Below are 19,933 nucleotides of genomic sequence, written 5' to 3'. Positions count from 1 at the left end.
AAATATGGTGCAGCGTTTGTAATACCAAATTCATAAAATAGCGCTACATATCTACCCCCCCCAACCCCCCCTTGTAAAGGGGGGGAGTCAAACTTTCAGTAGTAGCATAACTTTATGAAATTGGTATTAGAGGTGAATTTTCGCGTCAACTCGGGGAAGTCCCATGCTGTAATTGACGGCGCGGGTGTTGAGGTTGTAGCTGATTTGGCCTTTTTGCAAGAACGATCGCACCAAGTGCTCCAATTCCGAACCAATCCGGCGGAGGTTGTATTCGGTCAAGTCTTCGCCCTCGTAGGAGTCTACGAGTTGGTCGAATTTGGCATATACCTGCTTGACTGACTCGTCGTTCCAGTTGAGTTCGTTGTCCGGGTCAATGTCGATCGTCAAAAGGTCATTGCTGGGTACGAGTTCGTTGTCTTCGAGGATGGCGGTATAAATGCGAATATGGCGGGTTGTGGACTTGAGCTGCATGAGTTCTTATGTGTAAAGATTTTTTCCTGAACTTATTGTAATGGCTAGGAGAGACGCGGGGAACAGGAAAGGAGGATTGAACCGCGAAGAGGCGTAGGGCGCGTTAGGAAGTGAGGGAAAAAGGGGCGAAGGGCGATCGTCAATTTCTCGGAATCCCGAAATCTTTGAGTTGTTCGGCCGTCCAATTCTTGTAATATTCAGTTTTCTCTAAAACATCGGAAGCCGGCTTCAGCTTAGAATTTACTTGCACAGTGAAGCCGGGATACGGCATCCTCCTAGTATAAAGCCCGTCAATATTAAAATCTTCTTCGGGATGAGTGTGAAAAGCCAGCAATCCCAGCTCTGAAATCTGGTTGTTCAATTTGTCCATCAATTCTTTAGTTTGCGGCGCACTAATCGCAGTTTTATCGGGATTAATCACTAACATTATTTCAAATTCGGAATTAGCAAATTCATGAATCGATTTCATGATAGTATAATCTGCCTCAAACTCAGTCAGCGCTGAAAACCGCTCGATTTTGAATAAAATTTGATTGGCCAAGCGTGCTTTTTTAGCGAAGGGACAAATCGGTAAATCACTGAAAACTGGATGCGGTAACTCGACAAACTCCTTCATCCATCGGAGGGTAGATTCTATAATTTCCGTGTCAGATTCACTCATCGACAATCTATGTATTTGATATTTCACATTAATTATAATCTATTTCTAGGCGGACACACCCCACCATTGGTGTCAAGTCAAGAATGAAACCCATAATAAATGTCGCTAGTATCGAAGTCTCGATCCCCCTAAATCCCCCTTAAGAAGGGGAGTAGGGGTTGACTTTGAGAATGCTCTTGTCCCCCCCTTTTTAAGGGGGGCTAGGGGGGATCTCCGGGTTTAAAAACACACCCTAGTCCTTCCATTGCTAAGGACTTTAGTCCTCACTACAAAGATTAATTTATTCGTGAATTGTGCCATCTGGCATAATTGCACCTGCGAGTTTTGCATTTGCCATATTTGCTCCAACCCAGTTAGCATCTTTCAGGTTAGCTTTTTCTAGATTTGCATAACTCAAATTTGCTCCGCACAGGTTTGCTGAAGTTAAGTTTGCTCCACTCAAGTTAGCATGGTAAAAGCTAACTCCAGACAGGTTTAAGCCTGCCAAATTTTGACCGCTCAGATTAGCTTGAGCAAGACTAGATCCGATCAAGCTTACCGCTTTCAAATTTACGTTTTTCAGGTTTGCTCCATCAAGGTTTACTGCAACTAAACTTACCCCATTCAGCTTAACCCCCCTTAGATCGGCATAAGATAGGCTAACTTTAGTTACTTTGGCTTGACTTAAATCTGCTCCTATCAAATTAGCGTTATTTAAATTTGCCTGAGTTAGGTTGGCACTGCTTAAATTGGCTGTAGTCAAGTTCGCACTATGCAATTGTGTCTCGCTCAATTTTGCTTGACTTAAATTCGCTTGAATGAGTCTTGCATAATTCAAATTTGCCTTAGTTAAGTTTGCACCACTAAAATTAGCTTGAATTAAATCGGCTTGTTGCAGGTTTGTAGATTTCAAGTTTGCCCCTTGCAGGTTAGCTCCAATCAAGTTTGCCTTCACTAGCTTGGCATTACTCAGGTTGGCATTGCTCAGGTTTGCTTGACTGAAACTAATGGGATATTCCAAAGTTTTGCCGCTCAAATCGACTCCTGCTAAGTTAATCCCTGTAAAATCCCGTTCTCCCTGGTTATACCGCCGTAAAAATTCCTCAGCAGTGATAGCAAATTCCTGATTTTTTGAAACAGAATCATCAACATCCTTAACAGAATCATCAACATCCTTATCAGCTTCCAAGTTGTCCGCATTCAAAGGATTAGCAACAGACTCTCCCGCTGCTTTTTCCTGCAATAATCGATCCACCCGATCGCTAAATCGCCTCAAAACCTCAGCATCATCAACCTTTTCACCAGCATTCGAGCTTTTATCAACCGCATTCTCAACATGATACTTGTCCACAAAACTTTGCAACCCAGCATTATATCCCTGTCCTACCGCCTGAAACCTCCATTCGCCATTCTTTCTGTACAAACGTCCAAATTCTAAAGCCGTTTCTTGAGAAAATATCTGATTTAAATTGTACCGAACCAATTCATTTCCAGTTTCCGAATTGTAAAGCCGGATAAAAGCATTTGTAACTTGACTAAAACTTTGATTTTTTTCCTGTCCCTCGTGAAGAGTCACAACAAATACTATTTCCTGAATCGCCGAATTGATTTTACTCAAATCCAGATAAACCGTCTCATCATCTCCCTCAACTTGTCCATTCCTGCTGTCACCTGAATGTCGCACCGCACCGTCCGGCGAGGTCAGATTGTTGTAAAATACAAAATACTTTTCATCGGGAATGCGACCGTCCGCCCCTAACATAAACACAGATGCGTCAATGTCGCAGTTTTGTGCTTTCTGGCTGAGTTGCCAACCCAGGGCGATCGCAATTTTGCTGAAATCAGAAGTTTCTTTAGAAAGATTGAACCTTTCACCTTTAGTTAATTCAATGCTCATTCCCTTACCTCAGAAATGCTATTCATTATCTCATCTATGTTAACCCGATCGCAAATTGGATTTTATCTCGAAGATATCGAAACACCAATTGGTAGAACCGTCAATTTAACTCTTACCGGACTGATTCTCCTATCTTCCGCCAGCTTCATCGCCGAAACTTACCCGCTTTCGGAAGCTGTTTTAATTAAATTACAAACTCTCGATACCGCCCTTTTAGTTGTTTTTGTCGTTGAGTATTTAGTGCGGCTGTGGTGTGCCGAAAATCGATTTAAATTTATTTTTAGTTTTTTTTCAGTAATTGATTTGCTGGCAATATTACCATTTTTACTGGGATTTGTCAATGTCAGTTTTATTCGGATATTTCGCTGGTTTAGAATTCTCCGACTCATCCGCTTTCTGGAATTAAAAATTTCTGTTTTCCGCATCAGCAGCCAAGATGGGGCGATTTTTGCCCGAATTTTGTTTACTTTGCTGGCGATAATTTTTGTTTATTCTGGTTTGATTTATCAAGTCGAACATCCAGAAAATCCCGCAGCTTTTGGGACTTTTTTGGATGCTGTTTATTTCTCGGTTGTCACGATGACTACGGTGGGATTTGGCGATGTTACTCCGATTTCGGAATCTGGCCGTTTTCTGACTATTTTGATGATTTTGACGGGAATTGCCCTGATTCCTTGGCAATTGGGGGATTTGATTAAACAATTAGTTAAAACTTCTAGTCAATTAGAAACTGTTTGTACGGGTTGCGGTTGGTGCGTACACGATGCTAATGCTAAATTCTGTAAAATGTGCGGCACTCAATTGGATAATGGTTGACTGTTGACTGTTGACTGTTGACTGTTGGCAGTTGGCAGTTGGCAGTTGGCAGTTGACTGTTGACTGTTGACTGTTGACTGTTGACTGTTGGCTGTTGACTGCAACCAATAACTAACAACTCACAACTCACAACTCACAACTCACAACTCACAACTCACAACTCACAACTAACCGAGGGCGGACACGGGGGCACCGCCCCTACCAACTAACAACTCACAACTCACAACTCACAACTCACAACTCACAACTCACAACTCACAACTCACAACTCACAACTCACAACTCACAACTCACAACTAACCGAGGGCGGGCACGGGGGCACCGCCCCTACCAACTACCAACTCACAACTCACAACTCACAACTCACAACTCACAACTCACAACCCATAACTAATAACCAATAACCCATAACCCATAACTAATAACTAATAACAAATAACCAATAACTGCTGACTTCTTTAAGCTAAGGGTAGCAAAATTTCAAATTCAGTGCCCCTGCCTAATTCCGATCGCATTCTGAATGCACCGCCGTGTTTGCCCGTCACGATTTGATAGCTAACTGCTAAACTCGTTTCTTTGAGGGCGCGTTTTTCGGCAGAAAATGATTCTATGATTTTTTTGTACTTGCTAGGTGACATTCCTGGCCCGTTATCTGCTATGCAAATCGAAACCCAGCGCTCGTGAATTTTGTCCAAGTCGATCGCGGGTTCGGGACAGCACACTTGAGTTGTAATCTCAATTTGAGGCTGGCGATCGCCGTCTCTGAGTCCTCCGCCTTTGAACTCTTTCGCCAATTCTTGACCGACTGCTTCGTTAATTAATGTATGAATAGCATTGGTCAAAATATTCATAAATACTTGGTTGAGCTGTCCTGCATAGCACGGCACCGGTGGCAGGTAGCCGTAGTTTTTAACTACTTGGATTTCTCTGGTCAAACGACTTTTGAGCAGCAAGAGTATGCTGTCTATGTTGGCGTGCAAGTCGGTCGGTTTCGGATAAATATCGTCGATGTGGCAGAAGTTTTGCAAACTGGTTGCTAACTTGCTCAAACGTTCGGCTCCGGCTTTGATGCTGGCCACAGTTTGGAGGAAATCGTTTTGCAAAAAGTCGTAGTCTATCTTTTCTTTGAGCCGTGCTATTTCCGGGGGTGGTTCGGTACATTGCGCGTCGTAAACTGAGAGCAATTCCATCAAGTTTTTGCTGTAGTCGCTGACGTAGGTTAAATTCCCCCAAATAAAGCCTACCGGATCTAAAATTTCGTGGGCGACTCCGTTGATTAAACGCCCTAAACTTGCCATTTTTTCGCTTTGAATCATTTGTGTTTGGGCTCTTTCGTAGCGGACTTGAGTTTCTATGCCGCGAATTTGCCAGTAGGCGATGTTTAGTGCGTGAGGGTCTAAGAGTCGGTAAGATTGGGAGTTTATTTGGACGACGATTGGTTCTGGCTGCAATTCGGGCGATCGGCGCAGAGCTTGCGGAGCTGCTGTCAAAATTGTTGTACTTTCTGCGAGCAACAATATTTCGACGCGAGCGTAACTGTAGAGAACTTTCAGCGGCAGGTGCAAAAATAGCTCTGGGCCTTGGGGTTTGAGCAAATATTCCAGCAGTTGTCTGCGGGATATCATGCCAGCAAACTCTCCTGCTTCGAGCAAGACGACTCCGGGCACTAGGGGATTCTGTTCAAAAATTTCGGCAACGACTGCGGCCAAGCAGCTCGATTTTACCTGAAAGTCATACAGGGGCAAATCCCAGAGGGTTGATTCCAAGGAAAGGTCTTGATGGCTGCCTTCGGAGAGTGAAGGGCTTTGTAGTTTGGAACTGAATGTATTTGCCACTGGAACTTTTAGTTGCCGAAACGTCCGCTCATCCAAATGAAATGAAACCCTGCTACTAAGCTAGCTTACCATTTTACAGCAGGAGCGAATTTAATGAATGTTCTTGAGTTAATCATGTTTTGCGAACTATTGGCAGGAGAATTTCAAATTTGGTGTTCTGGCCGGGTTGCGATCGCAATGAAAGTTCGCCGCCGTGCTTTTCTGTGACGATTTGATGGCAGATGGCCAGCCCCATACCGCTGCCTTTACCTGCTGGTTTTGTGGTAAAAAAGGTGTCAAATATTTGCTGCTGATTTTCTGGGGGAATGCCGGGCCCGTTATCGGCAATCTCAATTGCGGCCCGCTTGCCGTGTTCGGTTTCTATGACTTTAGTGGTAATTTTGATTTGGGGCTGCCAGTTGTCCGAGCACTGGGTCTGTATTTCTCTATCTGCTGCGTACTCTGTCAGTGCGTCTAGAGCGTTAACTAACAAATTCAAAAACACCTGACTCAACTGACCGGAGTAGCCGCTAACTAGGGGCAGTTCGCCGTAATTTTTTACGACTTCTATGTTATTTTTAAAGCGATTTTTTAGAATTAACAGCGTCATTTCCACGCATTCGTGAATGTCTGTGTCCACTAGCTTTGTCTCGTCCATGTGAGAGAAGTGGTGCAGCCCGTTAACTATTTTGAGCAGTTGCGAGGCTCCTAACTCCATCCCTTCTAAGGTGACAGGCAAATCTTCTTGTAAAAAATCAAATTCAATTTCTTCTTTGAGGGCATCAATTCGGGGACAGGGTTCGGAATATTCTTCTTCATAAACTGACATTAGCTGCAACAAGTTTTCAAAATAGGAGAGCAGAAAAGTCAAATTGCCCCAAATACAGTTCAGCGGGTTTCTAATTTCGTGGGCTACTTCTGCGACAATCCTCCCCAAACTCGCCATTTTTTCGGTTTGGATGAGTTTGGATTGTGTTTGTTTTTTGAGCAGCTTGTTTGTGATTTGGTGAATTTTGGATTGAGCCACCATTAATTGGTGTACGTCTAACAGTTTGTAAGTCTGGGGTGCTACTTCCACTACTACTGGTTCGTAAACTAATTCTGCGGATCTGTAAAGAGATTCCTGGGCGGCTTCTACTATTAGTTTACTGCCGGGAAGCACCAGCAACTCTTGCTTGGAAAACCTGTACAATACCTCTATAGGTCGCTTGAAAAACATTTCTAACCCGTAGCGGCGGTTAACTTTTTCAAAAAATTGACGCCTGGATATGATGCCGACAAAATTACCCCGATCGGTCAAAATGACGCCGGGAAGCATGGAATGTCCTTCAAAAGCCTGGGCTACTTCTTTTGCCTGTTGAGTTAATTCAATTTGGCAGTTATAAAGAGGCAGGTCTAGGAGAGTTGATTCTAAGGATATATTCCAAGTACAAATTTCAGGTATATGCAACACTGATAACTCCGAGCTAGTCTCACGCACAGCAAACATAGATGAAACCCCTGTTAAATGTTGTATTGATCGATAACTTGAGTTGGTATTAATTGGTAGCGGGTAATTGGTAGCGGGTAATTGCTAATTTGTCAAACTTTAACAGCACCCGACGGGAAAAACCCGATCGCGCTAGCATTGTCTGCTAACGATTTTGTTTCTAAATCAATATTAAACGATCGAAGCTTTTGCGGAACTTACGGAACTCTGCTTTAAACTTTTTACCATGATATACCCTGCGATCGCGTGTTTTCCGAAAATCTTAAAAATCTATCTAGGGATTTGTGCGATCTGTTGCACCATTTTACGCTGCTGGCAGGGAATTGGAGAACAGCGATAGCGGCGGGTTATCGGTAAATATACTTACATCGTTCGAGGGTTTGACGGACCCGCGAGGCATCTTGCCTGCGAGAAAAATCGGCAGATTGTACTGTATTTAAGCAAAAATGCAAATGCAGGCAAGTTTTCAACTCCAACTCCAACTCCAACAACCTCTACACGGCAGTTTGCTGGGGCAACCGCAGCCAACCTTCACCGCATCCAGCACTCACCGAGGGCGATCGAGCAACACTGCTTGCACGATCGCCCGATCGGTTGCTGCGCGGCTTCGATCGGGTTTTGGGCGATCGCCCGTCTCCGCGCGCCAGCATTTACAGCGTACTCCATGTAAATGCAGTACGCCCCCAAGCGGGTTTCTCTAACAGAATTCAGTTTACAAGCAAGAACTGTAAAGAAACCCGGCTAGGAAAGTCTGTACTTCACAAACCTGACCGATCTCATCTTGATTTGTACCCACCTAGTTGGTATATAAAAACGAGTTAGTCAAGGGCGGGTATTAAACCCATCTACCCACAACAACCCTTACCGTTCCATCTGCCAAAGTTTCCTCTTCTTCAACATGAAAACCCTCCGACTGCACCGCCGCCATCAACTGGTGGCGCGCGTATCTCTGACTAATTGAATTGACAAATTCCTGCTGGTTAATTCTAGCGCCCCAAAAATCCGCCACCAATTCATAACGATCTCCGTTGCGGCGAAAACCCAAATCGTAACCGTTGGACTGCCTGATCGCGTACTCGGCATTAGTTTTGTCGCCCCGATAACCCCGCACCTGCACATTCAACTCTACCTTATAACCCAACTCTTCCAACACTTGATGCAGCAGTTCGCCGTTTTTGATTTGAACCTCGATCGTTGTGAAGTGTGACATATCAATTTCAGATTTTTGTGTGAAACGCTGATTTTATTATAATAGCCTAAACAGCTACCGTCAATAAATTAGGAATTGTGCTGTCAGACCATCTTTTTAGGATAAATATAGGGTTTTGCACCCCTTGCACCTGCAGGTCAATTCGGTTGAATAGCGCTTTTGTATCCAACCTCCTGCAATTACCAAATTTGAAACTTTACCTCGATCTTCTAACTACAAAAAAAACAATTTAAATCCCGCAAAACCAACCATCAGAAAGTCATTATTTCCGCATCATTCAATTTTTCTACTCGTTCTACTCGCCTACTCGTTACCAGGAAGAGCCTGGTAATGCAGATAGGCGAGGAAGAGCCTCCTTTATCTGGCAACTTGCAGGAGAGAGGACTGTAGGAGGTGTTTAAGTTATTAAGTTTTCGATCCTTAGCACTGCTCCTACAAATCTGCACGAATCATTGAGAATTGTTATAGTAACAAACATTTTTTGTGATTGATTGGGAGGAAGCATCTCACCCTGGCAATAAGTATTGTTTTAAGGCCAGGGTTCTGTCGCGGTCTCGCTTGCGGATATATCACCAAGCGAGCTGTTGAAGCGCTCGCAGGTTCAAATCAAAAACACAGATACTCCCCAGGGAGCGTCCGATCGCACTTTTGTTAACAATGGCTATATTTCCAAATTTCCGATTGCCGATTCCCGACTCCGTGAATATACGCAAACAATATAATAACTTTATAATTGTATGTCTTGTGCAATCGGAAAATTGGGAAGTTTCTTTTTGCACTACTACACATACCTGCCGTAAAACTACGGATTTGCAGCCATTGTTTAGCTAATTGTCAATCTCTAAATAATCACCCTACAGCCTGACCTAGCAGCAATTGCGGAATGGATTAAACTAGATTTAGACTATCCTATCTGGCTCGGATGAGTATCACAACGAACTGTAATATTTGACTTAAAAAGTTTATGCTTAAAAGATAGCCCGGGATTAAATATAAAGTGCATCCCAAAGTAAGTATGTCACACTGCAACCAATCCATCGATCGATCGCCCAATCCTGCTGAAATGTACGAAAATGCTGCGATTTGGCAGCAAAAAGCCGATCGGCTAACGTTAGAATTGAGCAACACCCGCGCCAAGGTTCATGCCGAAATCGATCGGCTAAAACAAGAAAACGACACCCTGCACGCCGCCCTCAATAGTTCCCCGACTTTCCTGTGGGCAACCGACAAAGACGGCAGGTTAACTGTTGTATCCGGCAAAGGATTAGAAAATTTGGGACTCAAACCGCGTGCAACTGTCGGGCAGTCAATTTTTGAAGTTTACGGCAGCCAGCCAGATATCTTAGAAAATATTGCCTCGGTACTAGCAGGAAACGATCGCACTTGGAATGCCCGACAGGGGCATTTTATCCACGAAATTCGATCGGCAGCGCTGCGAGATGCAAAGGGGGAAGTTGTCGGGGCTGTCGGTGTTTCTACTGATATTACCAACCGCCAAAAGTCGATCGCAACTCTCGAAACAGCAAATCAAGAATTAGAACACAAACTTCAGCAGCAAACAGCAGTCTTGAATGCAGCACTTGCCGCCAGCGAAAAAAAATATCGCAACCTCGTAGAAACATCCCAAGAACTTATTTGGTCGATCGATATTCAAGGCATCTTAACCTTTGTCAATACCGCCGCCAAACGCATCTACGGTTACGAACCCCCAGAAATGATCGGCCGCCGCTTTACAGAATTTTTAGTCCCCCAACAAAAAACCAAACAAATAGAAATATTTGCACAACTTTTAGCTAGAACCAGCCTTCAGCAACAAACCCCCAATTCTCCTTACGAAATAGAACAGGTTCGCAAAGACGGTAGCCCCGTCCACCTGCGCGTCAACAGCATCGTCAACCAAGCTGAAAACGGCGCTATTTTAGGTTTGTGCGGCACCGCCACAGATATTAGCGATCGCAAGCGATCGGAAGAAGCACTCCAAGAAGCCACAGACCAACTTCGCGCCGTCTTGGATGCAGTGCCCGGGCTCATTTCTTGGATCGGTTCAGATTTGCGGTATATAGGAGTCAACCAGCACCTAGCAACCTCCTTCCAACTGTCTCCAGAAAGCTTTGTCGGTCAAGAAATCAACTTTCTCGACAAAGGATCGAGTTTTGGAGAATTGATCCGAAAATTTTTTGACAGTTCATCTCACCAAATCTGGCAAGAAATAGACATAGAAATTAACGGCAGCATCCGCAATTATTTGATAGTAGCTCAGAAATATAATCAAGGAACCGCAGCAGTTTCGGTAGGAATAGACATTACCGACCGCAAACGCGCCGAAGCTCAAAAAACCGAACTAATCGCTTCTTTGCAAGAATCTGAGCGCAAATTACGCAGCCTTTACGAAGCCACCAGCGACGCAGTAATGCTGCTCGACGAACAAGCATTTTTTGACTGCAATATCGCCACCTTAGCAATCTTTGGCTGCGCCAATAAAAAACAATTTTATGGAAAAAAGCCCAGCGAATTTTCCCCGCAATTTCAGCCTAGCGGACAAGACTCGTGCAGTTTATCCGCGCAGAAAATATCCACAGCAATGCAAACAGGTAGCTGTCGCTTTGACTGGGTGCACAAACGGCTAGACGGTTCAGAATTTCCCGCCGAAGTCCTGTTAAATGCAATGGAAATTAACGGGCGCAAAGTAATTCAAGCAGTAGTGCGAGACATTACAGATCGCAAGCGCGACGAAGATCGGATCAAAGCATCCCTCGCCGAAAAAGAAGTCCTCCTCAAAGAAATTCACCACCGCGTCAAAAATAACCTTCAAGTAATTTCCAGTTTGCTCAAACTTCAGTCTCGCTACATCCAAGACAGCCAGATTACTGAAATGTTAAAAGAAAGTCAAAACAGAGTCAGGTCAATGGCCCTGGTTCACGAACAATTGTATCAATCCAAAAACTTATCAAACATTGACTTTGCCGAATACATCCAAAATCTCGCCCACAATTTATTCCAAGCTTATGAAATTCATGCAGAGTGCGTAAATTTGCAAACAAACATTGCGCCGTGTTCTATGAATATCGATACAGCAGTGCCTTGCGGCTTAATTATCAACGAACTCGTGACAAATTCTCTCAAGTATGCTTTTAAAGGAAAAACTCAAGGTACAATTAACATAAATTTTACTTTAGACAATAACGGTGTTTGCGTGCTAAATGTGACCGACAGCGGCATTGGTTTTCCTCAAGACTTAGATTATCGCAATGCCCGAACATTGGGTTTGCGGCTTGTCGGGTCTTTAGTCAAGCAAATTAGGGGGAAAATAGAACTGTTAGAAACAGCAGGCACAAGTTTTAAAATAACATTCCTCAAACCAAAATAGCCATTTTCGGAGACAATATGTCCAATAAAAAAATTCTGATCGTTGAAGACGAAAGCATTATTGCCGAAGACATTTCCGACAGTTTAATATCTCTGGGATATAGAATCACTGATATTGTCTATTCAGGAGAAGAAGCGATTCAATCGGCAAAAGAATTTCGACCAGATTTAGTTTTGATGGATGTCAACCTGCAAGGAGAAATCGACGGAATTACAGCAGCAGAAGAAATTCGATCGCATTTTCAAATCCCGGTAGTTTATCTGACGGCTTATGCGGACGAAAACACTTTGCGGCGGGTGAATACAACCAAACCCTTCGGCTACATTGTCAAACCATTTGAGGAAAAAAACTTGCACACAACTATTCAATTAGCTCTCCACCGACATCAGCACGACTGCTTGACAAACTTGCCAAACCGATCGCTGTTGCGAGAGCAGCTAAGTCAGGTATTAGACAAGCACAAAAAATTGCCAGCAATGATTCCGGTTATGACTCTCAGTTTAGATAAAATTAACAGGATTAACAGCACCTTGGGACACGATATTGGCGACTCCGTACTTTGCAAAATTGCCGATAGACTGAACAACTGCACCGAGAACATTAATATTGTGGCTCGTTTGGAAGCTGCCGAATTTGCAATTGTTCTCGAACCAGTTGCCAAAAAACAGGATGCTGCCAAGATTGCTCAAAAAATTTTAGATATTGTAGCCCAACCTATGATTGTCGAAGGTACGGAACTGTACGTGACGGCGAGTGTCGGCATTTCTTTATCTCCGGGCGACGGCAGCAATGCAGACGAACTGCTGAAAAATGCTTGTACAGCTATGTACAATTCTCAGGAAAAAGGCGGTAATCAGTATCAACTTTATACTGAAAAAGCGGCAAAAATTTCTATCAATAAGTTTGCTCAAGAAACTGGTCTGCGGAATGCCTTAAAACGCTCCGAATTTGAACTTTACTACGAGCCGCAAATAGAAATTAAAACTGGAAAAATTATTGGTGCTGAAGCTTTGGTGCGCTGGAATCATCCAGAAAGAGGCAGAGTTTCCCCTGGAGAATTCATTCCAATGGCTGAAGAAATGGGCTTGATTGCACCGCTGGGCGAATGGGTGTTAGAGACTGCTTGCAGGCAAACTAAAGCTTGGCAAACTGAGGGGTTGCCTCCGCTGCGGGTAGCGGTAAATGTGTCTGCCCGCCAGTTTGAACGCAAAAATTTGACGGAGAGAGTGAGCGAGATATTGAAAGAAACTAATCTCGATCCTAAATATCTGGAATTAGAATTGACGGAAGGTCTGATTTTGCAAGACGAAGCGGCAGCAATTCGAGCTTTTAAGGTGTGGAAAGATATGGGGATTCGGATAGCAATTGATGATTTTGGGACTGGGTATTCTTCTTTGAGTTATCCGAAACGCTTTGCATTTGATGCGCTCAAAATTGACAAGAGTTTTATTCGCGATATTGCGGACGACTGCCAAAATGCAGCGATTACCGTAGCGATTATTCAAATGGCGCACTCCATGAAGATGACAGTGATTGCTGAGGGGGTAGAAAATGAGCGGGAACTTGCTTTTTTGTGTTCGCGCGATTGCGACGAAATTCAAGGCTATTTTTTCAGTCAGGCTTTGCCAACGGCTGAGTTTGAGGCGTTGCTCAAAAGCGATAAGTGTTGGGATTTTTGAGCAGTTTTCAGGTAAGCAATTTCATGCAAAATAGTACCCAAAAGCGGTTCGCGCGTGCGGAATGCGAGTCCCCAAAAGAGCAGACTCGCATTCCACACGCGCGATCGAATTTATCGCGATCGATCGACCAAACGCGATATGAAATATCTGCCATAATTCTGTTTCTCCAGAAGCGACGAGGTGAAAAGAGGCAGAGCCAAAGCATCTGCATTACCAGGCAGAGCCTGGTAACGAGCCGATTCTTCAATTTTTACAGTCAGGCTGGTTTAAGTGTACAGACTCGCCACATATTCGCCGTAGCCGTTATAGGGCAAAGTCGGGCGAGTTTCCCACGACCAACTGTTACCCGGCCCGACGATTCTTTCGCTGGCTTGGGACCATCTGGGGTGAGGTTGGTTGGGGTTGACATTTGCTTCAAAAGCGTATTCGTTGGGGCCGACTGTATTCCAAAAAGTGGCCGGCTGTTTTTCGACAAATTCAATTTTGACGATCGACTTTGCGCCCTTAAAACCGTACTTCCAGGGAATCACTTCTCGCAGCGGCGCACCGTTTTGTTTCGGTAGCTGCCGCCCGTACAAGCCCGTAGCAAAAAATGCTAAATCGTTGGCCATTTCCTCAATCCGCAGACCTTCGGTGTAAGGCCAAGGATAAAATTGTGACATCAAACCGGGGCCTGGAGTAATTTTTTTGTCATAAAACGAGGTGAAGCGAACGAATTTAGCATTTGATTTTGGTTCGACATCAGCCAGGAGCAATTTCATGGGAAATCCGACCCAAGGAACTACCATCGCCCAGGCTTCTACGCAGCGAAATCGATAAACTCGTTCTTCGATGGGAAATTTTTTGTAGATGTCGTCAATGTCGTAAGTGCGGGGATTTTTGACTAAACCTGCTACTTCTACTTTCCAGTTTTCGGTTGGCAAAGCTTGAGCGGCTTGCCAAATAGATTTTGTGCCGCCGTATTCGTAAAAGTTGTTATATTTTGTAGCTAAGGCTTCGTCGGTAATTGCTCGATCGACTTTTGCGAAGTTAGAATTCCGGGTCAATCCCGAATATGCTTGGGTTGAGCCTTTCTCCAGAGCCGTTTGTGAGCTGTCGCCGCTGCTTTGACAGCCGGTCAGCGGCAGCAGCGAAGCAGTCACGCCAGCGCCTATTAAATTGGTCATGAAGCGGCGGCGGTTGAGAAATGATGTTTCTGAGGTAATTTGTGTGTCGAGAGTTTCCCAAGGTTTGGGAACGCGAATTAACGGCATAAGTAATAGTTAAAAGTTAGTAGTTCGTTGGGATAAAGTTGCTCAAATTTCAATTTTTTAGTCGATTTGAGATTGACTCCACAGAATGGAGGATCGTGGAGTTTTGAGAATACCTCGCGATTGCTGGGTTTGGCTGCGAGCAAAATTACTGTATTCGCAATGACAGTATAGCTTAATTCGGCAAGCGGGAGTCGAGCAGAACAATGTCACAGCAGGCGGGCGGTGGAGCTATTAAACCTCGATCGCCAGAAACTCAGCAATAATAATTAACACGCGATCGATCGCAGGAATTGTGGCTAAAATCTGGGAAACAATTATCATAAAGCAAAGATTCAAATTATTTAATTTGTCCACAGGAAGCGGCACGCACCGCCCCGCTTTCCTCCCCCACAGCTCTAGTAAGTCGGACGGGGGTCTCCAGCGGAAAGAGAAATGAGTTACTGCATCAATGCCAATTGCCAGAATCCAGAAAATCTCGATCGCGCGACAGTTTGCACGAGTTGCGAGTCGAACTTGCTGCTAAAAGGGCGCTACCGAGTCTTTCACCCCCTCGGTCAAAATCTCAGTTGCCGCAGCTTCTTAGCAGTCGATGAAGACCAACCAGCGCAGCCCCGCTGTGTAATTCAACAGTTCTGCGGCCGACAGCAGTCAGTCGCCGACAGCGGCGCACAGCGGGGCCGGAGATTTCGCGGCGGAGCCAGCGTCCTCGACGAGTTGGGCAAACATCCCCAAATACCAAAACTGCTGGCATCTTTTGAAGTCGAAGGCAGCGAGTATTTAGTGCAAGAATACATCGAAGGACGCAATTTAGCCGATCGGCTTTCACAAAAAGGCGTCCTTAAAGAAATTCACATTTGGTATCTGCTGAGCGAACTGTTGCCCGTCCTGCAACTTGTTCACGACCATCAACTAATTCACCGAGATATCAAACCGTCCAATATTATTCACCGCAAAACTTCCCAAACCAGCCTTGTTTTGGCAGGGAAAGAGGATGTACGCACGCTGCCGGAGGAGGAAGAATCTGGGCTGGTTTTAGTCGATTTCGGCGGCGCAATTCCTGCCAACAGCAGGCCGCTGAAAACAGAAACGGCGACGGGTTCTGCCGAATACGCGGCTCCCGAACAAATTAAAGGTCAAGCTATTTTTAGCAGCGACATCTACAGTTTGGGCGTGACTTGCATTCATTTGTTAACAGGAATGTCGCCCTTTGATTTGTTTGATATCAAAAGCGACAGTTGGGCCTGGAGGCACTATTTGAAAGTACCGGTTTCGGCCAGACTCGGCCGCATTCTGGATAAAATGGTAGAGCGAGAAACATCAAAACGCTACCGATCGACCGAAGCAATTCTCAAAGACCTGAAATACGGCCCGACACCGATAGACGCGATCGCCAGCAAACCCAGATGGACTTTAGCTTTGTGGGGAGGAGCCGCAGTTGCCCTGATTTCAGTGGTGCTGGGTTCTCGCTTGCCATCGACAGTACCGTCGGCTTTCACTTCTTCCGATCCGGTTTCTACAATTCCCGACATTCGGTTCGATCCGCCCCCCATGCAGAATTTCAGCCGTCAGGAATCGCAGTCAGGGCCAGCAGTACGCACTCTGGCCGATCGAGACAAAAACCCCGTGTGGGCTGTAGCAGTCGCTCCCAACGGCCGCGTCATAGTCAGCGGGAACAATGACGGCACAATTAGCCTGCTGCACAAGCGTCACGGCAAAGTGATCAAAACTATAGCAGCACATTTGGGGCCCGTGTGGTCTGTGGCTGTCAGTCCCGACGGCAGGACGATCGCCAGCGGAGGCGCTGACGGTACGATTAAATTGTGGAATTTCTATTCCGGCAAGTTAATTCGGGCATTGGACGGGGACAAAGACGGCGTGTTCTCAGTGGTTTTCAGTCCCGACGGCCGAGCCCTCGCCAGCGTGGGTAAGGACAAAACTTTGAAGCTGTGGGAAGTGGAAGGCGGCGCCGAGTTGGAAACTCTCAAGCGGGGTTTTGACGAGGTGCAGTCGGTGGCTTTCAGTCCCGATCGAGAAACTTTGTTTGTTGGCAGCAGCGACGGTAAGATCGAGATGTGGAACTGGCAGACTGGGGAATTGAAAGAAACTCTTTGGGGTCATTCCGAGGCGGCTTGGTCTCTGGCCATCAGCCCGGACGGTCAAACTCTCGCCAGCGGCAGTTGGGACAAGACGGTGAAGCTGTGGGATATCAGCCCAAATAATCAGTCCCGGCAGCCCAACGGTTCTCTGCTGCGGACTTTAATCGGCCATTCCGACAAGGTTAAGTCCTTGGCTTTCAGTCCCGACGGAGACAAGCTAGCCAGCGCCGATTTGAGCGGGACTATCAAGCTGTGGCGGATGAGTCCCGGCGAGCGGTGGCAGATGAGTCCCGCCGACACGGTGGGCACGCTGAAGGGTCATTCTACTTGGGTGGAACTGGCTTTTAATCCTCAAGACAACACTCTGATCAGCGGCAGTTTTGACGACACGATTAAGGTGTGGCGTCTGTCTCCTTGATTTTTGCATCCTAGGGGCGATAAATTTTTGAACAATTCCCAACTAAATCAAAGATTATGGTTGGGAATTGTTCAAAAATAGGCGATTAAAATCGCGCCTGTACAAACTTTCACCCATTCGCCGACGGGTTGAATATCGGGTAAAAACCGGGGTTTTTGCCCCATGCCTAAGATAGAATCCGCAACAGAAAAACTTTTAAAATATCCATCATAATATCTGGAATAATCGCGCTTGCTAGCCAACATTTATGGTAAAGTAAACTCGGCTGTTAAACTAAAAATATATGACCGTAAATTCCGAGTTAACAGAGCAGTATTTGTCAGCGGGCGAGAAACTCCAGCAATCAGGAAACTTTGAGGAGAATCTCGCCCAATACCAAAAAATACTAGCACTCGAACCGGATGTGGCGATCGCACTCAATAAGATTGCCGAAGTTTATTATACGCAACAGAAATATGTAGAGGCGATCGCCTCCTGCTACCAAACCCTACGCCAGCAACCCAATTTCGCCCCAGCCTACAAAACCCTAGGCAATATCCTGCAAGCCCAAGGCAAAATAGAAGCGGCGGCGCGCGCCTACTCCAAGGCGATCGAATTCGACCCAAATTTGGTCGCAGCCTATGTTAACCTAGGCAGTATGTTTTACAAACAAGGCTTGCCGGATGATGCCATAACTTACTACCAAAAGGCGATCGCTATGCAGCCAGATTTAGCCGCCGCTTATTGGAATTTAGGCAAACTTTTGGAAGAGCAAGGGCGAATTAATGAAGGTTTATTTTATCAAAAAAAAGCTCTGAATTTACAGCATGATTTAGAAGCCACTTACTACTAACAAATAACACTGGCTGAAGAGCAATCTCAAAGTTAGGATCGTTCAATTATTAATAAAAGCAAGCTATAACGACATGAACATCAACCAGAATCCGCTCGAATTCCTAACCGCTAAAGTACAAGAAACTGTTGCAGATACCCAAAACATAGGCAACCAAATTGCGGCTAAAGTTGAGGAAAGTGCAACTGTATTAACGGCGTGGGTACAGTCAGCGCCAAGTTCAATGGTTAGCGCCGGGGCGATCGCCACTCAAGAAGCTTTCAAAATAGCACACAACATCCGTTTTGAGAACCTGCCAACAAACCTGCAATGGAAATTTGCGAGGGCTGGAATGCGCGACGGCATCCGAAATGTTCAAGAAGCTGCAAAAGTATTTGAATCCATACCCGCCCAAATTCGCGCCCAAGGCCCCGAAGCAATTCGCAACTTCTGTCAAGATAAAGATTGGAGTCACATCCAAGCACACGTCAATGGAGGCGGTAGCGAAGCTGCTAACGGGATTTTTGAACATTTTTGGGTAAATCGGGCTCGCGGCGGTAAAGACATGACTGCGGCCGAATTAGCCGTCGCTAAGCAAGTTTTAGCAGATGCAGCGTTTAAAGCAGCAGTTGCCGAAGTTGTTGGGGCTGCAATGAAAGGGGCGATCGCCGCAGCAGTAATTGAGTTAATATTTTCGATCTTAGAAAATTCGCTATTGTGCGTTGAAGGCAAAATTACCCAGTCAGAGTTAGTCGAACAAGTCGCTACCGCCACAGCCAAAGCTGGCATTGCTGGCGGTGCAATTACCGCGATTCTCTTAACACTCTGCACGATATTTCCCCCGATTGCCGCGCTTTTAGGTGCCGCTGCGATGCCCTTGGCGGTTGCAGGTGTTGGTTTTATGGGAATTCGGGGCTGGGAAATTTTTTGTCAGGGCGATCGGATATTTGGTATTACTGAACAAGCACAAAAATTTCTGGGGATGAATGAACAGTTGACAGTTGACAGTTGACAGTTGACTGTTATGATACCCGAATCAAACCGTTTATGAAGCGCGGATTGAAGGCTCTATTCATGATAGTTATTTATGTCCGCGCTTTTGGGTGGCGGTTGCTTGTAGCAATATTTTCAGATGATTGGGAAAACATAAAATAGTATGAATTCAGTAGAAAAGACTCAAGATCAGCAGCATCCGCAATACAAGCGCGATCGAGCCAGTGTCGATACTTTATTAGCAGGAGAAGCAACCGACTACAATTTATCGGAATTAGCAAGATTAATCATTCGCTACCGAGGCTTTCCCGGCGCTAGAGATATTCAATCAGACTTAAAAAAAGTCCTCCAACAATGGAATCATACCGAAGAAACTCTTTACGAACAAACCCGTAAAATTCACGCCACAGGTGAAGTTTACAGGAAACAAAAAAGCGACCAAGAAGATTGGGCTTAATAATACCAAAGCTTAGAAGTGAAGTAGCGATCTAAATTAATGAGTAATTTTAGGTCTCGGAGCCGGTGCGCCTCGCAGCATTCCTTCTGTACTCAATTCTTCATCAATTTCTTCCCAGTGAATGCCATAGCCTCCTCCACATACTTCCCATTTTTCCCTTTGGTGGGGCGTTGCATGAAACAATCTTGGATACCAAATTAAAGGCACGGTAATGATTCGTCCATCCATCAAATCAACACTAATGGTTTCTTCTGTAAAATGAATGTGCTTAACTCTATCGTCCGCTCGAATCGCCAAAATACCCCTACCAAGCCTCCAATAGCGTTTGTTTATTTTCTTGTACTACCCATTGTATTTTACGAAGTTCTTTAGGATCGAAAACTTAATAACTTAAGCGGCGTTGCTGATTCTAAATATGAATCAACTTTTCGCTTGATGTTACAAAGCTCAGCATACTTGGCTTATAGCAATTGGGAAATCTTGAATTCATATTTGTATTCAGCAACGCCAGATTTAACATCT

At 45.1% G+C, this 19,933-nt stretch carries 17 protein-coding genes; 8 read left to right on the top strand and 9 right to left on the bottom strand.

Going from position 1 to position 19,933, the window contains the following annotated elements:
- Positions 1-126 precede the first annotated feature (126 nt).
- The 3 genes from WBA89_RS05400 to WBA89_RS05390 all read right to left on the bottom strand — a co-directional run bounded on the left by WBA89_RS05400 (position 127) and on the right by WBA89_RS05390 (position 3,008).
- Positions 127-471 (bottom strand): NAD(P)H-quinone oxidoreductase subunit M, encoded by a 345-nt coding sequence (locus tag WBA89_RS05400; protein WP_194011902.1) that lies wholly within the window; start codon positions 469-471, stop codon positions 127-129.
- A gap of 139 nt (positions 472-610) precedes the next feature.
- Positions 611-1,132 (bottom strand): hypothetical protein, encoded by a 522-nt coding sequence (locus tag WBA89_RS05395; RefSeq protein WP_424404504.1) that lies wholly within the window; start codon positions 1,130-1,132, stop codon positions 611-613.
- Positions 1,133-1,412: 280 nt separating this feature from the next.
- Positions 1,413-3,008, bottom strand: coding sequence for a TerD family protein (locus tag WBA89_RS05390; RefSeq protein WP_424404503.1), 1,596 nt, complete (start codon positions 3,006-3,008; stop codon positions 1,413-1,415).
- Positions 3,009-3,023: 15 nt separating this feature from the next.
- Here WBA89_RS05390 and WBA89_RS05385 point away from each other — a divergent pair, with 15 nt between their 5' ends.
- Complete coding sequence (locus WBA89_RS05385; protein WP_424404502.1) at positions 3,024-3,824, top strand: ion transporter; 801 nt, start codon at positions 3,024-3,026, stop codon at positions 3,822-3,824.
- Here the strand turns inward: WBA89_RS05385 and WBA89_RS05380 are convergent.
- From WBA89_RS05380 to WBA89_RS05370, 3 genes are all read right to left on the bottom strand, one after another.
- The gene (locus WBA89_RS05380) at positions 3,806-3,928 is read right to left on the bottom strand and encodes a hypothetical protein (protein WP_424404501.1); all 123 of its coding nucleotides are present in this window, start codon (positions 3,926-3,928) and stop codon (positions 3,806-3,808) included. The two genes, WBA89_RS05385 and WBA89_RS05380, sit on opposite strands and share 19 nt — an antisense overlap.
- Positions 3,929-4,282: 354 nt before the next feature.
- On the bottom strand, positions 4,283-5,659 hold the full coding sequence (locus tag WBA89_RS05375; RefSeq protein WP_424404500.1) for a sensor histidine kinase: 1,377 nt from the start codon (positions 5,657-5,659) through the stop codon (positions 4,283-4,285).
- Between the two features lie 112 nt (positions 5,660-5,771).
- Positions 5,772-7,127 (bottom strand): ATP-binding protein, encoded by a 1,356-nt coding sequence (locus WBA89_RS05370; RefSeq protein ID WP_424404499.1) that lies wholly within the window; start codon positions 7,125-7,127, stop codon positions 5,772-5,774.
- Positions 7,128-7,579: 452 nt separating this feature from the next.
- Here WBA89_RS05370 and WBA89_RS05365 point away from each other — a divergent pair, with 452 nt between their 5' ends.
- On the top strand, positions 7,580-7,828 hold the full coding sequence (locus WBA89_RS05365; protein WP_424404498.1) for a hypothetical protein: 249 nt from the start codon (positions 7,580-7,582) through the stop codon (positions 7,826-7,828).
- A gap of 134 nt (positions 7,829-7,962) precedes the next feature.
- Here WBA89_RS05365 and WBA89_RS05360 read toward each other — a convergent pair whose 3' ends face one another.
- Entirely contained in the window at positions 7,963-8,337 is a 375-nt protein-coding gene (locus tag WBA89_RS05360; RefSeq protein ID WP_424404497.1) for a DUF1257 domain-containing protein, read from the bottom strand.
- A 1,015-nt stretch (positions 8,338-9,352) separates the two neighbouring features.
- Here WBA89_RS05360 and WBA89_RS05355 point away from each other — a divergent pair.
- The gene (locus WBA89_RS05355) at positions 9,353-11,704 is read left to right on the top strand and encodes a PAS domain S-box protein (RefSeq protein ID WP_424404496.1); all 2,352 of its coding nucleotides are present in this window, start codon (positions 9,353-9,355) and stop codon (positions 11,702-11,704) included.
- A 17-nt stretch (positions 11,705-11,721) separates the two neighbouring features.
- Positions 11,722-13,383: a putative bifunctional diguanylate cyclase/phosphodiesterase gene (locus WBA89_RS05350; RefSeq protein WP_424404495.1), complete on the top strand. Its 1,662-nt coding sequence runs from the start codon at positions 11,722-11,724 to the stop codon at positions 13,381-13,383.
- 266 nt (positions 13,384-13,649) lie between these two features.
- Here the strand turns inward: WBA89_RS05350 and msrP are convergent, their stop codons facing one another.
- Complete coding sequence (gene msrP, locus WBA89_RS05345) at positions 13,650-14,636, bottom strand: protein-methionine-sulfoxide reductase catalytic subunit MsrP (protein ID WP_424404494.1); 987 nt, start codon at positions 14,634-14,636, stop codon at positions 13,650-13,652.
- Between the two features lie 432 nt (positions 14,637-15,068).
- On the opposite strand from msrP, the gene WBA89_RS05340 reads away from it, so the two are divergent.
- The 4 genes from WBA89_RS05340 (at position 15,069) to WBA89_RS05325 (ending at position 19,411) form a co-directional block, all read left to right on the top strand.
- Complete coding sequence (locus WBA89_RS05340; RefSeq protein ID WP_424404493.1) at positions 15,069-17,150, top strand: protein kinase domain-containing protein; 2,082 nt, start codon at positions 15,069-15,071, stop codon at positions 17,148-17,150.
- Positions 17,151-17,433: 283 nt separating this feature from the next.
- On the top strand, positions 17,434-17,982 hold the full coding sequence (locus tag WBA89_RS05335) for a tetratricopeptide repeat protein (RefSeq protein WP_424404492.1): 549 nt from the start codon (positions 17,434-17,436) through the stop codon (positions 17,980-17,982).
- Between the two features lie 73 nt (positions 17,983-18,055).
- Positions 18,056-18,973: a hypothetical protein gene (locus WBA89_RS05330; protein WP_424404491.1), complete on the top strand. Its 918-nt coding sequence runs from the start codon at positions 18,056-18,058 to the stop codon at positions 18,971-18,973.
- A gap of 144 nt (positions 18,974-19,117) precedes the next feature.
- On the top strand, positions 19,118-19,411 hold the full coding sequence (locus WBA89_RS05325) for a DUF3288 family protein (protein ID WP_424404490.1): 294 nt from the start codon (positions 19,118-19,120) through the stop codon (positions 19,409-19,411).
- Between the two features lie 36 nt (positions 19,412-19,447).
- Here WBA89_RS05325 and WBA89_RS05320 read toward each other — a convergent pair whose 3' ends face one another.
- The gene (locus WBA89_RS05320) at positions 19,448-19,708 is read right to left on the bottom strand and encodes a DUF2442 domain-containing protein (RefSeq protein ID WP_424404489.1); all 261 of its coding nucleotides are present in this window, start codon (positions 19,706-19,708) and stop codon (positions 19,448-19,450) included.
- Positions 19,709-19,933: the final 225 nt, after the last annotated feature.

Source organism: Microcoleus sp. (assembly GCF_049646505.1).
Lineage (GTDB): Bacteria > Cyanobacteriota > Cyanobacteriia > Cyanobacteriales > Microcoleaceae > Microcoleus.
Note: the sequence above shows the minus strand (reverse complement) of the source record. Positions and strands in the feature narration are given on the sequence as shown.

Coding starts and splice junctions, on each gene's coding strand:
- WBA89_RS05350 (WP_424404495.1), top strand. CDS start 11,722: ATGTCCAATAAAAAAATTCTGATCGTTGAAGACGAAAGCATTATTGCC.
- WBA89_RS05390 (WP_424404503.1), bottom strand. CDS start 3,008: ATGAGCATTGAATTAACTAAAGGTGAAAGGTTCAATCTTTCTAAAGAA.
- WBA89_RS05365 (WP_424404498.1), top strand. CDS start 7,580: ATGCAGGCAAGTTTTCAACTCCAACTCCAACTCCAACAACCTCTACAC.
- msrP (WP_424404494.1), bottom strand. CDS start 14,636: ATGCCGTTAATTCGCGTTCCCAAACCTTGGGAAACTCTCGACACACAA.
- WBA89_RS05370 (WP_424404499.1), bottom strand. CDS start 7,127: ATGTTTGCTGTGCGTGAGACTAGCTCGGAGTTATCAGTGTTGCATATA.
- WBA89_RS05335 (WP_424404492.1), top strand. CDS start 17,434: ATGACCGTAAATTCCGAGTTAACAGAGCAGTATTTGTCAGCGGGCGAG.
- WBA89_RS05325 (WP_424404490.1), top strand. CDS start 19,118: ATGAATTCAGTAGAAAAGACTCAAGATCAGCAGCATCCGCAATACAAG.
- WBA89_RS05340 (WP_424404493.1), top strand. CDS start 15,069: ATGAGTTACTGCATCAATGCCAATTGCCAGAATCCAGAAAATCTCGAT.
- WBA89_RS05400 (WP_194011902.1), bottom strand. CDS start 471: ATGCAGCTCAAGTCCACAACCCGCCATATTCGCATTTATACCGCCATC.
- WBA89_RS05395 (WP_424404504.1), bottom strand. CDS start 1,132: ATGAGTGAATCTGACACGGAAATTATAGAATCTACCCTCCGATGGATG.
- WBA89_RS05360 (WP_424404497.1), bottom strand. CDS start 8,337: ATGTCACACTTCACAACGATCGAGGTTCAAATCAAAAACGGCGAACTG.
- WBA89_RS05330 (WP_424404491.1), top strand. CDS start 18,056: ATGAACATCAACCAGAATCCGCTCGAATTCCTAACCGCTAAAGTACAA.
- WBA89_RS05355 (WP_424404496.1), top strand. CDS start 9,353: ATGTCACACTGCAACCAATCCATCGATCGATCGCCCAATCCTGCTGAA.
- WBA89_RS05385 (WP_424404502.1), top strand. CDS start 3,024: ATGCTATTCATTATCTCATCTATGTTAACCCGATCGCAAATTGGATTT.